The 15,211-nt window shown below is 50.4% G+C and carries 14 protein-coding genes, 1 tRNA gene and 1 pseudogene; 4 read left to right on the forward strand and 12 right to left on the reverse strand.

Going from position 1 to position 15,211, the window contains the following annotated elements:
- Both ACR0P9_RS01665 and ACR0P9_RS01670 read left to right on the forward strand, forming a co-directional pair.
- Window positions 1–277: pseudogene (locus ACR0P9_RS01665) on the forward strand (hypothetical protein); the annotation flags it as partial.
- Window positions 274–1,071, forward strand: a complete 798-nt coding sequence (locus ACR0P9_RS01670) for an ABC transporter permease (protein ID WP_432617114.1) — start codon at window positions 274–276, stop codon at window positions 1,069–1,071. The pseudogene ACR0P9_RS01665 and the gene ACR0P9_RS01670, both read left to right, overlap by 4 nt.
- A 53-nt stretch (window positions 1,072–1,124) precedes the next feature.
- Here ACR0P9_RS01670 and ACR0P9_RS01675 read toward each other — a convergent pair whose 3' ends face one another.
- From ACR0P9_RS01675 to fba, 12 genes are all read right to left on the reverse strand, one after another.
- Window positions 1,125–2,009 carry a DMT family transporter gene (locus ACR0P9_RS01675; protein WP_432617115.1) on the reverse strand — a complete coding sequence of 295 codons (885 nt, stop codon included), beginning with the start codon at window positions 2,007–2,009 and terminating at the stop codon, window positions 1,125–1,127.
- Between the two features lie 142 nt (window positions 2,010–2,151).
- The gene (locus tag ACR0P9_RS01680; RefSeq protein ID WP_432617116.1) at window positions 2,152–2,361 is read right to left on the reverse strand and encodes a cold-shock protein; all 210 of its coding nucleotides are present in this window, start codon (window positions 2,359–2,361) and stop codon (window positions 2,152–2,154) included.
- A 270-nt stretch (window positions 2,362–2,631) separates the two neighbouring features.
- On the reverse strand, window positions 2,632–3,324 hold the full coding sequence (locus ACR0P9_RS01685; protein ID WP_432617117.1) for an LrgB family protein: 693 nt from the start codon (window positions 3,322–3,324) through the stop codon (window positions 2,632–2,634).
- Entirely contained in the window at window positions 3,317–3,676 is a 360-nt protein-coding gene (locus tag ACR0P9_RS01690) for a CidA/LrgA family protein (RefSeq protein ID WP_432617118.1), read from the reverse strand. The genes ACR0P9_RS01685 and ACR0P9_RS01690 overlap by 8 nt, the downstream gene beginning before the upstream one ends.
- Window positions 3,677–3,801: 125 nt before the next feature.
- Window positions 3,802–3,889 (reverse strand) — tRNA-Leu (locus ACR0P9_RS01695).
- A gap of 55 nt (window positions 3,890–3,944) precedes the next feature.
- Window positions 3,945–4,520, reverse strand: a complete 576-nt coding sequence (locus tag ACR0P9_RS01700; RefSeq protein WP_432617119.1) for an Abi-alpha family protein — start codon at window positions 4,518–4,520, stop codon at window positions 3,945–3,947.
- A 90-nt stretch (window positions 4,521–4,610) separates the two neighbouring features.
- On the reverse strand, window positions 4,611–5,993 hold the full coding sequence (locus tag ACR0P9_RS01705; RefSeq protein WP_432617120.1) for a TrpB-like pyridoxal phosphate-dependent enzyme: 1,383 nt from the start codon (window positions 5,991–5,993) through the stop codon (window positions 4,611–4,613).
- 161 nt (window positions 5,994–6,154) lie between these two features.
- Window positions 6,155–7,666, reverse strand: a complete 1,512-nt coding sequence (locus ACR0P9_RS01710; protein WP_432617121.1) for an IMP dehydrogenase — start codon at window positions 7,664–7,666, stop codon at window positions 6,155–6,157.
- Window positions 7,667–7,870: 204 nt separating this feature from the next.
- Entirely contained in the window at window positions 7,871–8,599 is a 729-nt protein-coding gene (locus ACR0P9_RS01715) for an amino acid ABC transporter ATP-binding protein (RefSeq protein WP_432617122.1), read from the reverse strand.
- Window positions 8,586–10,808, reverse strand: coding sequence for an ABC transporter permease subunit (locus ACR0P9_RS01720; protein ID WP_432617123.1), 2,223 nt, complete (start codon window positions 10,806–10,808; stop codon window positions 8,586–8,588). Before ACR0P9_RS01720 ends, ACR0P9_RS01715 begins: the two co-directional genes overlap by 14 nt.
- Before the next feature lie 122 nt (window positions 10,809–10,930).
- The gene (locus ACR0P9_RS01725) at window positions 10,931–11,998 is read right to left on the reverse strand and encodes a branched-chain amino acid aminotransferase (RefSeq protein WP_432617124.1); all 1,068 of its coding nucleotides are present in this window, start codon (window positions 11,996–11,998) and stop codon (window positions 10,931–10,933) included.
- A 273-nt stretch (window positions 11,999–12,271) separates the two neighbouring features.
- Window positions 12,272–13,240, reverse strand: a complete 969-nt coding sequence (gene fba, locus ACR0P9_RS01730) for a class II fructose-1,6-bisphosphate aldolase (protein ID WP_432617125.1) — start codon at window positions 13,238–13,240, stop codon at window positions 12,272–12,274.
- Between the two features lie 316 nt (window positions 13,241–13,556).
- On the opposite strand from fba, the gene ACR0P9_RS01735 reads away from it, so the two are divergent.
- Together ACR0P9_RS01735 and ACR0P9_RS01740 are read left to right on the forward strand one after the other, a co-directional pair.
- The gene (locus ACR0P9_RS01735) at window positions 13,557–14,792 is read left to right on the forward strand and encodes a 6-phosphofructokinase (RefSeq protein ID WP_432617126.1); all 1,236 of its coding nucleotides are present in this window, start codon (window positions 13,557–13,559) and stop codon (window positions 14,790–14,792) included.
- Between the two features lie 181 nt (window positions 14,793–14,973).
- Window positions 14,974–15,211 (forward strand): hypothetical protein (locus tag ACR0P9_RS01740; protein WP_432617127.1); only part of this gene is annotated, 238 nt, incomplete at its 3' end.

Here is a 15,211-nt window from a genome sequence, read left to right on the forward strand (position 1 = left end):
GGGACATCTTGCTACCGTATCTTCTCTGGAGGATTTGCGCAAAACCGAACGCCGAGTTTATCTGGTCACGCTGGACAATGAAGAAGCTGCACAAATGCTGTGCCGCGAAAATATTACCGTCTTAGAGCACGAGGGACGCATGGTTAAACTTGCCGTGTACCGAGATTTACGCAGTCTCCTCTCCATTCTCGTCAACTATCCGGTGTCTACCTTAGATAATGTCGGACAAACGCTCGAAGAAATCTTTTTGCATTATTATGGAGGTGAAAACAAATGAATTTTCCCCTGTTCCGATACAGCATCAAGCGCTCCTGTCTGCTGTGGCTCGTGTGTACTGCTCTGATGTGTTTATACGCATTTTCCGTTGTACAGATGTATGATCCCGCTTCAGGCAAAGCTTTGATGCATTTTGTGCAGTCTCAGCCGCACGCCATGGAGCTGCTCGGCATGACGCAGTTTGACAACACCTTTACCGCATTTATCGTCAATTATCTGTACGGTATGCTGCTTCTCGCCCTGCCGATGCTGTTTACGATTCTGTTGTCCGTACAGCTCATCGCGCAGTATGTCTCCAACGGCACGATGTCCTATCTGCTGGCATCGCCAAACTCCCGCAAGTGCATCGTTCATACGCAGCGCAATGTGCTGATTGTCTCTCTGCTCGCTATGTTCGCTGTGATTTGTCTCGCAACGATTGTTTTATGTGAGTATTATTATCCTGACCAGCTCGCCGTCAAGCACTTCTTGCTGCTGACTGCCTGTGTCTTTGCCTTACAGCTCGCCTTTGCAGGATTATGCTTCTTTGTCTCCTGCCGCTGCAACAGCATCGGCAAAGCATTGATTGTCAACGCAGTGCTGTGCCTGCTGTTTTACATGCTTCGACTGGCGGCGAATGTCGGCGGCACGCTGTCCTATCTTCGTTACCTGACACCGTACACGCTGCTCGATCCCACCGGCATTTTGCAGACCAATCTACAGGCTTGTTTCCAGCCGCTCGTGCTGCTGGTACTCGCTGCCATTCTATTTGCTCTGGCAACGCGCAGCTTTTCCAGAAAGACCATGCCGTTTTAACGCTTGATAGAAGATATACGAACGGGCTTCATCACACGATGAAGCCCGTTCATTTATGCTTTTTTTGCCAAAATAAATACCGTTGCCAGAATAAACGCGAAGCCAATCAAATCAATGCCTGCAAACGTCGTATGCATAAACAGCGCCGTTGTCACCGTTGCAGCCAGCGGCTCCACACAGCCCAGCATATTGCCGCGCGCCGGGCCAATAATCGCTGTGCCCTGTAAAAAAGCCGTAAATGCCAATGCTGTACCGATCAATACGACAAATGCCGTCATACCAGCGGATGGGACGGTAAACGAAATCGGAATCGTCCAAACGCGCATGAGCAGCACACAGGCAATGCCGCCGGACAACATTCCTATGCCAACCGGCAAAATACTGCCCCATTTGCGCATCAATCGCTGCGGAATGATGATATAGGCCGCCGCGGCAACGGCAGAGATGCCGCCCCAAAGTAAACCATCCCGCGAAATATACAGACTGTTCAGACTGCCGTGTGTGGCAACCAAAAAAGTGCCAAACAAGCAAGAGAGCAACGCCAGCCATTCTCTGCGCACCGGCAGGCGGCGCATCATGATGCACTCAACAAACAGCACAATCACAACCGAAAGATATTGCAGTACGGTTGCCGTGCCTGAATTGCTCTTGGTAATAGACGTGATATAGGAAAATTGGGTAAACAGCAGACCACAGACGCCAAACACGATGCAGTACAACACAGCATATTTATCGTACAGCAGCTTTTTCAGCTGTTCTCTTTGCTGAACAGCTGCCAGCAGCAGTAAAATCACGCCTGCGCCAAGCAGCCGCAAGGCCGTCACCCAGCGCGTATCCATCCCTTGTACCGAACACAGATACTGACTGCACGTTCCCGACAAGCCCCAACACGTGCCGCCCAGCAGCGTAATCAGCACGCCTTTCGTATACTTCGACATGACAAACACCTCTCAAATCCTTTGCTGTATTGTATCGAATTTTATCTATTTGCGCAAGATGTTTGCTTCTGTCACCAGAGAGCGGGCAAAAAAATAAGAGAGACAGTCAAGAAAACTGTCTCTCTTCTATCCGATCAGAAAATTAGAGCGGCTTTACATTTGCTGCGCGCAGCTTGCCCTTTCTCTCGTCCATTTCTTCCTCGAACTCAACCTTCTGGCCTTCTTCCAGCGTTCTGTAGCCATCGGTCTGGATTGCAGAGAAATGTACGAATACATCCTCACCGCCTTCGTCGTTCGACAGGAAGCCGTAGCCCTTTTCTGCATTAAACCACTTTACTGTACCCTTTTTCATTACAGGTACCTCCATTCAAAAAATATGCTTTGCGGGTTCAGGTAAAAAAAATCACATATGTCTGCAAATCATCCGTCCTAAATACGTCATGACTTACAACATATGCGAGATCAATGTACTGCTCCGGAAGCCTGTTCAGTATATCATTCCAGCTTGCAAAAGTCAAGATATTCCGGCTGAAAACCGTTCGACAAATACCAACTTGCTTCTTTTGTAGCTTTCTGTCAAAGAAAAAACAGCAGGAAAATTCCCTGCTGTTTTCTCTGTTTCTCACATCAGCATCGCAAACAACGACGCGGTAAATGCAGTCAAAATACCCGCAACAGCAACCGCCAGCGAGCTCATCGCGCCCTCAATCGGTCCCATTTCCAGTGCACGCGCCGTACCAATCGCATGTGCCGCCGTACCAATGGCGAGGCCCTTTGCAATCGGCTCTTCAATGCGGAACATCTTGCACACTGCCGAGGCAATGACATTGCCGATAATACCGGTCAAGATAATAATGGCAACGGTGATGGTCACAATGCCGCCCAGCTCTTCGGATACGCCCATGCCAATTGCCGTAGTGATAGATTTCGGCAAAAACGTGACGTATTCCTCATGCGACAGATGAAACAGCATGGCAACCACAAAAATGCCGCCCATGCTGGCAACCACACCGGAACACACGCCCAGCAAAATCGCCGTCGCGTGCTGCTTGAGCAGCTCCAACTGACGATACAGCGGAATAGCCAGACACACGGTCGCCGGTGTCAGCAAATAGCTGATATACTTTGCACCCTCATAATAGGTATCATAATCTACATGGAACACCAAAAGCAGCGCAATGACAACAATGACCGCAATCAGCAGCGGATTGCAAATCGTCAGCTTCCACTTTTTTCTGCACCACTGACCAAAAATATATGCTGCAATGGTCAGAACCGCTCCAAAATAGGTACATTGCAAAAATAAATTATTCATGCTTTCCCTTCTTTCGACGAATCAAAAACTGTGTTACTCTGCCGGTAACCGCGATGACCAGCACCGTAATCACGATGAGAATCACAACCGATGGGAGCAGCAAGGTTTTCATCGTTCCCCAGCTGTCCATCAGCTCTACTGCTGCCGGAACAAACAGAATCGGCATGATTTCAATGAGAAAATCTCCGACGTCCTGTACATCTTCCAATTTTAACAATCCGCTGATAAGTCCGATCAGCATGATGACCATGCCATAAATACTTGCCGGAATTGGCAGCGGAAGCAGTGCCTTGAGCACTTCGCCTGCAAAGGTGATTGCGATAATCAACCCAAATTGCCGTAGTATTTTCATAAGTTACGCCTCCACAGTATCTTATCCTACTCCACTTGTCGGAAAACGTCAATGTTTTTTATTGCATACATCCCTGCAATGTATACAAAAAAATCGGAGCAACCGCCTAAGCAATTGCTCCGATCTGGTGCCGCTGACCGGGCTTGAACCGGTACGCTGTAAACCAGCGAGGGATTTTAAGTCCCTTGCGTCTGCCAATTCCGCCACAGCGGCAAATCAGCTTATATAGTATAACAAACTTTACCGGATGTTGTCAAGCCCCTGTCACTCACCATTTGCAAACGCGCAAAAACCGGCTGCCCAGTGCCGTCAGCACGATTTCACCGGTATACAAGCGAATCTTCCGCTCTTGATAGCGCGGATTGTGCTGTATCACTTGTTTTTTGGTCTGCTGAATCACTTGCTCAAACAGCAGATAAATATCTTCATACGGATTGTTGGCCACTTCCGCCGGATCTCTGCTCTCTTCCTGCATCTGAATGGTGACAAGATGCAGCCGCTGCAAATTATCCAGCGCCGCCTGTACCCGCTCATAATCTCCATCCTGCGGCATAAACAGCGTCATATGAGAAATCAGCGGAAGTTCTGTGCTTCGCTCTGCCTCTTTGCGTCCCGCAAAGGTTTTATCGCGCGTCATCCGGCTCAGACAGCAGTCCAGTATTGCAAGATGCCCTTGTTCACGCAATTGATCCAACAGCACACGGTCTATCTCATCCAGTTGTACTGCCATCGCGGCAAATGCCGGATGCACAGGCCCTCCCTGCTGCGCCGCTGTCATCAGACTGTTTATGCTTGCTTTGTGCGCTTCCTGCGCCCACGGAGCGTTCATCCATGCTTCTATCATAAAACCAACCTCTTTCTGAGAAAAAAGTCCCGTTTCTGCTCTGTGCAAGAGAGAAACGGGACATCGTTGTTCCAAAAATATTCTCTTTCTTTAGTCCTGAATGCCTTCGATGTGCGGAATAGTTGCAAAGCCCTTTTCCAAATCTGCATCGGTCGGAATATAATCGCTCATGGTCTTTTCGTTGTATGCCTTGTAAGCAGCCAAATCGAAATAGCCAGTGCCTGTCAGGTTGAACAGGATGGTCTTCTCTTCGCCGGTCTCCTTGCACTTGAGTGCTTCATCAATAGCAACGCGAATCGCATGAGAGGACTCCGGTGCCGGCAGAATGCCTTCGATCTTTGCGAACATCTCTGCCGCCTCAAAGACAGCAGTCTGCTCTACAGCACGTGCTTCATTCAGATAGCCATCATGATACAGCTGAGACAGAATCGGGCTCATGCCGTGGTAACGCAGACCACCTGCATGGTTTGCAGACGGGATGAAGCCGCAGCCCAGGGTATACATCTTTGCCAGCGGCGTTACCATGCCGGTATCACAGAAATCATAGGCAAACTTGCCGCGGGTCAATGTCGGGCAGGAAGCCGGTTCTACAGCGATGAAATACGGGTCTGCCTTGCCGGTCAGCTTATCCCCCATAAACGGGGACATGATGCCGCCCAGATTCGAGCCGCCGCCTGCACAGCCAATGACAATGTCCGGATAGGCATCAATCTTTTCCATTGCTGCCTTTGCTTCCAGACCAATCACGCTCTGATGCAGCAGAACCTGATTGAGCACGCTGCCCAGTACATAGCGATAGCCTTCGTGTGTGGTCGCATATTCTACTGCTTCGGAAATTGCCGTGCCCAGAGAGCCGGTGCTGCCCGGAAAACGCTCGTTGATTTCCCGACCTACCTTGGTAGTCATGGACGGGGACGGAATAATATCTGCACCATAGGTGTGGATAACTTCCTTACGGTACGGCTTCTGCTCATACGAGCATTTCACCATGTAAACCTTGCAGTCCAAATCAAAATACTGGCAAGCCATTGCCAGTGCGGTGCCCCACTGACCTGCACCGGTCTCGGTCGTCACACCCTTGAGACCCTGTGCCTTAGCATAATATGCCTGTGCAATTGAGGAATTCAGCTTGTGGCTGCCGCTCGTGTTGCCGCCTTCATACTTGTAATAAATCTTTGCCGGTGTATCCAGCGCCTTCTCCAAGTAGTATGCGCGCATCAGCGGAGACGGACGGAACATGCGATAGTGCTCACGCACTTCTTCCGGAATATCAATATACCGGTCGGTTTCGTTCAGCTCCTGCTTTGCCAGCTCGGTACAAAATACCGGCTCCAAATCAGCCAGCTGTACCGGCTTGTGTGTTGCCGGATTGAGCATCGGACGATGCTGTGTTTTCATGTCCGCACGGACGTTATACCACTGCTTCGGAATCTCATCCTCACTGAGGTAGATTTTATATGGAATCTTTGCCATAACTATAGTCTCCAAATCTTCAAATCTTCGTATCGCTGCACCGATGTACAGCATCAAACTACTTCAAATTATACGGGGCTTATCTCGCAATGTCAAGACCATAAAAAAATCCGGCAGGCTTTCGCCTGCCGGAAAATCGTACCAAATCAGATTGAAAAAACTTACTGTGCGGTGTTGCGGGACGGATCACGCAGAACAACGTCATGTGCGCCGCCTTCTACCAGAGAGGTTGCAGATACCAGCGTAATCTTTGCCTTCTCCTGCAGCTCCGGAATGCTCATTGCACCGCAGTTGCACATGGTAGAGCGAACCTTTGCCAGCGTCATGCCAACATTGTCCTTGAGGGCGCCTGCATACGGAACGTAAGAGTCAACGCCTTCCTCGAACGACAGCTTCTTGTCGCCGCCCATGTCGTAACGCTGCCAGTTTCTTGCACGAGCAGAACCTTCGCCCCAGTACTCCTTCATGTAAGAGCCGCCGACAACAACACGGTTGGTTGGAGACTCATCGAAGCGGGAGAAGTAACGGCCGAGCATCAGGAAGTCTGCGCCCATAGCCAGTGCCAGCGTCATGTGATAGTCATATACCAGACCGCCGTCGGAGCAAATCGGGATATAAATGCCAGTCTGCTCAAAATACTCATCACGAGCCTGAACCACGTCGATCAGAGCGGTAGCCTGTCCACGGCCGATACCCTTCTGCTCACGGGTGATGCAGATAGAACCGCCGCCGATGCCGACCTTTACGAAGTCTGCGCCGCACTTTGCCAGATACAGGAAGCCTTCCTTGTCAACAACGTTGCCCATGCCGACCTTTACAGTGTCGCCGTAATGCTCACGAATCCAGTCGATGGTCAGCTTCTGCCACTCAGAGAAGCCTTCCGAGGAGTCGATGCACAGAACATCTGCGCCAGCTTCAATCAGAGCCGGAACACGCTCTGCATAGTCGCGGGTGTTGATACCAGCGCCTACCATGTAGCGCTTGTGTGCATCCAGCAGCTCCAGCGTGTTTTCCTTGTGGGAGTCATAGTCCTTGCGGAATACCATGTAAACGAGGTTCTGATTCTCATCGATAATCGGCAGAGCATTGAGCTTATGATCCCAGATGATGTTGTTTGCTTCCTTCAGAGAAGTATCCTTCGGTGCAGTAATCAGTTTCTCGAACGGAGTCATAAATTCTTCTACGCGCAGGGACGGCTCCATGCGGCTGACGCGGTAATCTCTGCCGGTGACAATGCCGAGCAGCTTGCCGTTCGGGGTGCCGTCTGCGGTAACAGCCATCGTAGAATGACCGGTAGCTTCCTTGAGTGCCAGCACATCGCCGAGGGTCTGATCCGGCTTGATGTTGGAATCACTGACAACAAAGCCAGCCTTGTAGCTCTTGACGCGAGCGACCATAGCAGCCTCAGACTCAATGCTCTGAGAGCCATAGATGAAGGACATGCCGCCTTCACGTGCCAGAGCAATTGCCATGGTATCGTTGGATACCGCCTGCATGATGGCGGAAACCATCGGGATATTGATGGAGATCGGACACTCCTCAACACCCTTGCGGTACTTTACAATCGGGGTTTTCAGGTCTACGTTCGCCGGAATGCACTTACTGGAAGAATATCCCGGTACCAGCAGGTACTCACTGAAGGTATGGGACGGTTCAGAAAAATAATATGCCATGATAGTTCGACTCCCTTCACGTTCTTCAATCTGAAATTTACTGTAATTTCTTATAATTATACTCGCATCTAAAAATAAAGTAAATCCCCCAGTTGTCGAAATTTCTTCCAAAAATTGCGCACTTCATGTGAATTTTCATGTGAGAAAAAACGCAAAACCCGCCAGCCGAAGCTGACGGGTCTGTATCTTGCCAATCGTTCGTTTTTACTTCTGCGTTACTGCGCGCAGGAATGCCTGGGTACGTTCCATCTTCGGGTGATCGAAGATTTCCTCCGGTGTGCCCTCTTCGGTGATATAGCCGTCCGACATGAAAATCACGCGGTCAGCCACTTCGCGGGCAAATCCCATCTCGTGGGTAACGACAACCATCGTCATGCCCTGCTTTGCCAGTTCCTTCATGGTATCGAGAACCTCGCCTACCATCTCCGGATCCAGAGCAGAGGTCGGCTCATCAAACAGGATTGCCTTCGGATCCATCATCAGCGAGCGGACAATTGCCACACGCTGCTTCTGGCCGCCGGAAAGCTGTGCCGGATAATTCTGCGCCTTTTCTTCCAAACCAACGCGCTTGAGCAGCTCAATTGCCTTTTTCTTGGCATCTTCTTCGCTCATCAGCTTCTGCTTGACCGGTGCCAAGGTCAGATTTTCCATGACATTCAGGTGGTTAAACAGATTGAAGTGCTGGAATACCATGCCCAGCTTCTGGCGAATCTTGTTGATGTCGGTGTTCTTGTCCAGAATATCTGTGCCGTCAAAAATGATCTGTCCGCCAGTCGGCTCTTCCAGACGGTTCAGGCAGCGCAAAAAAGTACTCTTGCCGGAACCGGACGGGCCAATGACAACAATGCATTCACCCTTGCTGATTTCACAATCAATCTTTTTGAGGACTTCCAGCTCGCCGAAGCTTTTCTTTAAATTCTTAACGGTTATCACTCTGACGCAGTCTCCTTTCGATAGCAGCCAGACCAAAGGTCATCAGCTTGACCAGAATATAGTAAATGATGGCAACCGCAATCAGCGGCAGGAATGCCTGATAGGTACGCGATACGATAAAGTCGCCCGCCTTGGTCAAGTCAACAATTGCAACATAACCAACGATAGAGGTTTCCTTTACCAGCGTAATCATTTCATTGCCCAGTGCCGGAATGACATTTTTAATAGCCTGCGGCAAAATGATATACCGCATGGTCTCGCCATAGGTGAAGCCCAGCGAACGGCCGCCTTCCATCTGACCATTATCTACTGCCAAAATGCCTGCGCGGATGTTCTCTGCAACGTATGCGCCGCTGTTGATGCCAAATGCCAGAATCGCTGCGACAACCGCATAGCGGCTGCGGAAGATAACCATGAACATAATCAGCAGCTGTACCATAGACGGCGTACCGCGCAAAATGTCGATATATACGCCAGCAATGCGCGACCAAACCGTCTTTTTCTTTCTGCGCACTTCAGTCAGCTTCATCAAGGCAATGACAAAGCCCAGTACAATGCCCAAAATACCTGCACAAATCGAAATGCCGATGGTCACACCAAGACCCTTAATCATCAGCATGTAGCCGTTGGTGTCGACAAAGACATACTTCAGATTTTCCAAAAAGCCCTTATTGGCCGAAGTGTCCTGCTCTTCGGTATCTACCGTTGCTGCGCTGCCATTGATGTACTGCTCAACCAGCTTGTCAAACGTGCCGTCTTCCTTGATCTTCTTGAGACCATCGTTAATCATCTGCAGGGTTTCGGTGTCGCCCTTCTTGACAGCAATGGCATACTGCTCGGTAGAGGTATCATCCTTCATCATCTTGAGGGTGTCCTTGTTGTTGGCAACAAAATTCTGTGCCGGATTCTGGTCAATGACAACCGCATCGACACCGCCATTTTTCAGCGCAACAACAGCGTCCGTACCCTTCTTGAAGCGCTGTACATCGGTCTTGCTGTCTGTGATAACATCGTTGTCGTCGCCCGGTGTGCACAGCAAATCGCCGGTCGTGCCTTCCTGCACGCCGATCTTTTTGCCGTTCAGATCTGCCAGCTTGGTGACATCGCTGTCTTTCTTGACGACAATACACTGGGTTGCCGTGTAATAGCTATCGGAGAAATCTACTGATTGGCGGCGATCCGGCGTATCCGTCATACCTGCAATGACAGCATCCAGACTGCCCGTGGACAGAGATGCCACCAGAGACTTAAACTCCATGTTGGTGATCTTGACGTTAAAGCCTTCTGCCTTACCAATTGCCTTGATGACAGCCATATCAAAGCCGTCCGGCTGGCCATCGTTGCCGATGTACTCAAACGGCGGGAATTCGGCATTGGTGCCGACTGTCAGCGTCTTGCCGGTATCTGCCGCAGGCTCTTCACTGCTGCTTCCGCCAATATACTGGGCAACCAGCTTATCAAACGTGCCGTTTTCCTTGATTTTCTTGAGACCGTCATTGATTTTATTCAGCGTCTCCGTGTCGCCCTTCTGTACAGCGATAGCATACTGCTCGGTAGAGGTATCATCCTGCATCAGTTTGAGCGTATCCGGATTTTTAGATACGAAGTTCTCTGCCGGATTCTGGTCAATGACCACAGCATCTACGCCGCCATTGTTCAGCGCTACAACTGCATCAGTGCCCTTTTTGAAGCGCTGGATCTCGGTCTTGCTGTCCGTGATAACCTCGTTGTCTGCGCCCGGTGTGCACAGCAGGTCACCGGTCGTACCTTCCTGAACCGCAATCTTCTTGCCGTTCAAATCCGCCAGCTTCGTCACATCGCTATCTTTTTTAACAATGATGCACTGGGTTGCTGTGTAATAGCTGTCGGAGAAATCTACCGACTGCTTACGCTCATCTGTCACGGTCATGCCCGCGATGACAGCATCCAAGCTGCCTGTGGACAGCGATGCGATCAATGATTTAAACTCCATATTGGAGACCTTGACCTCAAAGCCCTCCTCTTTGCCAATTGCCTTGATAACGGCCATGTCAAAGCCGTCCGGCTGGCCATCATTGCCGATGTATTCAAACGGCGGGAATTCCGCGTTGGTGCCAACCGTCAGAACATCTGCCGCTTGAGCTTTGGACGCACTCGGAAAGAATACGCCGCCAGCTACGAGCAGACACGCCAGACACATCGCCAGCAAACGCTTTACGCTTTTTTTCATGTTCTGCTGTTTCCTTTCTGATGTATTTTTTTACTCGAATAAAAAGAGGATGAGGCGAACGAACCGATAGTCGTTGTCCCATCCTCTGATTCTACACAGGTCAACAAATGTTGTGAGAAACCTTAGTCTACTGCAACCGTCCAGCCCATGTCATCCGGCTTGGTGCCCCACTGGATACCGGTCAGGGTATCATACAGTCTCTGGGTAACTTCACCGATCTTGCCGTCGTTAATCTTGCAAACATCGTTCTCGTAGCGCAGCTCGCCTACCGGAGAGATAACAGCAGCGGTACCGGTGCCGAATACTTCCTCCAGCTTGCCTTCCTTGGAAGCCTTAACGATGTCAACAATCGGCAGACGCTCTTCGGATACCTTGTATCCCCACTTCTCCAGCAGTGCAATGCAGGAACGACGGGTAACACCCGGCAGTACTGTGCCTACACACGGAGCAGTGTAGATTGTGCCGTCAATCTTGAAGAAGCAGTTCATAGAGCCAACTTCTTCTACGTACTTATGCTCTACACCATCCAGCCACAGGCTCTGCTCATAGCCCAGCTCATGACCCTTTACCTGAGAAATCAGGGATGCAGCGTAGTTGCCGCCGCACTTAGTAAAGCCGGTGCCGCCCGGGCAAGCACGGGTGTACTCATCTTCTACGAAGATCTTAACCGGGTTGATGCCGGTAGAGTAATATGCGCCAACAGGGGAACAGATAATCATAAACTTATGGGTCTTAGAGGTACGAACACCCAGATGCGGCTCATCAGCAAAAATGAACGGACGGATGTACAGAGAAGTACCCGGCAGAGACGGAACCCAGTCCTCTTCTACCTTGACCAGTGCCTTGACAGCCTGAACGAAGTCCTCGACCGGCAGCTGCGGCAGGCACATACGAGCGTTGGTGTTCCACATACGCTCTGCGTTGCAGTCTGGACGGAACAGCTGAATCTTGCCCTCCGGCGTGCGATATGCCTTCATACCCTCGAAGGACTCCATAGCATAATGCAGAACCATAGCTGCCGGATCCAGCTGGATCGGCTGATACGGTACGATGCGTGCGTCATGCCAGCCGATGCCTTCGGTGTGATCGATAATCAGCATATGATCGGTATAATAATTACCAAATCCCAGATTGTGCTGATCCGGCTTCGGCTTTTTGTTCGTCGTCGGGGTAAATTTGATGTCTAACATAGTGTATTCACTCTTTTCCCGCCATAATAGCGAATTGTTTTGAAAATCGTATGAGAATATTTTATATAACTTGTGTGCGTATTGCAAGAGCCTGACGCTATTTTTTTTGCGGCAAACGCTATTTTTTTCACCAGTTCCTGCACCTTCCTGTCTCTTTTGCATCAACTGATGCAAAATTCCAGTCGTGTGGGCAAATTGATTCTCTTCCGCGCACAAAAAAGGCTGCATCCGAAGATGCAGCCTTTCGATTCAGGTTTAGCAAAAGCCAATCAATTAAGCCTTGCCGTCGCAGCCCAGAACGTTAACGATCTTATGAGCTACCATGTCCTTAACAGCCTGACGAGCCGGCTTCAGGTACTGGCGCGGATCGAAGTGATCCGGATGCTCAGCCATGTGCTTACGGATAGAAGCAGTCATAGCCAGACGGATGTCAGAGTCGATGTTGATCTTGCATACAGCCAGCTTAGCAGCCTTACGCAGCTGATCTTCCGGGATACCGATAGCATCCGGCATCTGTCCGCCGTAGGTGTTTACGATCTTTACGAAATCCTGCGGAACGGAGGAAGAACCGTGCAGAACGATCGGGAAGCCCGGCAGACGCTTGATGCACTCTTCCAGTACGTCGAAACGGAGCGGAGGCGGAACCAGGATGCCGTCCTCGTTGCGGGTGCACTGCTCCGGGGTAAACTTATATGCGCCATGGGAAGTACCGATAGCGATTGCCAGAGAGTCACAACCAGTGCGGGAAACGAATTCCTCTACTTCTTCCGGATGGGTGTAGCTCTCGTTGCCAGCCTCAACAACAACTTCGTCCTCGACGCCAGCCAGGGTGCCCAGCTCAGCCTCAACAACTACGCCGTGGTCATGTGCGTACTCTACAACCTGCTTGGTCAGAGCGATGTTCTCCTCGAAAGACTTGGAGGAAGCGTCGATCATAACGGAGGTGAAGCCGCCGTCGATGCAGGACTTACAAACCTCGAAAGAGTCGCCGTGATCCAGATGCAGAGCGATCGGGATGTCCGGGTTGTTGATGACAGCAGCCTCAACCATCTTTACCAGATAGGTGTGATTAGCGTAAGCGCGAGCGCCCTTGGATACCTGAAGGATAACCGGAGCCTTCAGCTCACCAGCAGCCTCCGTGATACCCTGAACGATCTCCATGTTGTTAACATTGAAAGCGCCAACTGCGTAACCGCCGTCATATGCCTTCTTGAACATCTCAGTAGTAGTTACAAGTGCCATTATTCATCTTCCTTTCAGAAATTTTCCGTGTGTAAACAGCCATAAACACACGAATTCCGTATAGCGTTATTTTACCAGTCTTTCACACTAAAATCAAGTCGATTGTGTAAGTTTCGCAAATTTTATCCAAAGCCCGCCCAAAAACAAATCTCTGCACGCTTTTTGTGCACCTCTTTCAAAAAGAATTGATTTTCCTTGGAAAATATGGTATATTCAAATTAACATCGGAAACTGCGGCAGACCTGGACTTTTTTCGTCCGGCGGAAACGAGACGCCGCCGCGTTTCTCTCGTGACAATTTAGGAGGTTTTTGAATTATGAGTGAGCTGAAGGGTGCTATGATCATCGGCCAGTCCGGTGGTCCGACTTCTGTTATCAACGCAAGTGCATACGGCGCAATCAAGGCTGGTCTGGATTCTGATTCCATCACCACCGTTTACGGCGCTGCAAACGGCATTGTCGGCGTGCTGAACGACAAGCTGTATATCATGGACAAGGAAGATCCGGCTGAGCTGGAGCTGCTGAAGTACACCCCGTCTTCTGCACTGGGTTCCTGCCGCTACAAGATCGCTGACCCGGACGTAGACGACACCGATTACAAGCGCATCCTCGAGATCTTCAAGAAGTATGACGTTCGTTACTTCTTCTACAACGGCGGTAACGACTCCATGGATACCTGCAACAAGATCTCTAAGTATATGAAGAAGGTTGGCTACGACTGCCGCGTTATGGGTATTCCGAAGACCATCGACAACGACCTGTTCGGCACCGATCACTGCCCGGGCTTCGCTTCTGCTGCTAAGTATATCGCTACTTCTATCGCAGAAGTTTACCAGGATTCTCACGTATACGACAAGGGTCAGGTTTCCATCATCGAGATCATGGGCCGTCACGCAGGCTGGCTGGCAGGCGCTGCTTCTCTGGCTTCCGTTGCTGGCTATCCGGCTGACCTCGTATATCTCCCGGAAGTTGACTTCAACATGGACGAGTTCCTGGAAGACGTTTCTGCTCTGTGGGAGAAGAACCACAATGTTATCGTAGCTGTATCTGAGGGTATCCACTACGCTGACGGTTCCTTCGTATCCGAGGCTAAAACCTCTGCTACCGACGGCTTCGGTCATGCTCAGCTGGGCGGCCTGGCTGCTATGCTGGCAGACGTTGTCAAGGAAAAGCTGGGCGTAAAGGTTCGCGGCATCGAGCTGTCCCTGCTGCAGCGCTGCGCTGCTCATTGCGCTTCCCAGACCGACATCGACGAGTCCTTCCTGGCTGGTCAGACTGCTGTTAACTCCGCAGTTGCTGGCGAGACCGACAAGATGGTTGCTTTCGAGTGCTCCCGTGAGAACGGCTACACCTGCAAGACCAAGCTGCTGAACCTGTCCGACGTAGCAAACTACGAGAAGAAGGTTCCGGTAGAGTGGATCAACGAGCGTGGCAATAACGTATCTGACGAGTTCGTTAAGTACGCTCTGCCGCTGATTCAGGGCGAGACCCAGATGAAGAAGGAAAACGGCCTGCCGCGCTTCGCAAAGCTGGCTAAGGTAGTTGCTGAGTAATTTCTTCTCATCTATCTTTACAAACAAAATATTGTACCGGCAGATGCTTCGGCGTCTGCCGGTTTTTTCATGCACAAATCCCGACCACTTATTCCTCGTTCCCTACCAGTTATGGAAAATATTGAGACAACAGACGCCATTCCTGCTATACTACAATCAAACAAGAGAGGAGGAAACCTACATGAAAATCACCTTACAGCCATCGAACAATGAGGAACTCGAAGTCATGATTCGCGGCGATCTCAGCGACCCGCAGATCCCACAAATCATCACCGCCTTGCACGCTGCCAAAGCGACTTCTCGCCTGTTTTTGTATCAAGAAGGCAAAGAATATCTGTGTCCCGTCGAAGATATTTACTATTTTGAAGCGATGGACAGAAAAATCATCGCCTTTACCAAGCACGGCTGCATGGAAGCCC

Source organism: Butyricicoccus sp., assembly GCF_050872565.1.
GTDB lineage: Bacteria > Bacillota > Clostridia > Oscillospirales > Butyricicoccaceae > Butyricicoccus_A.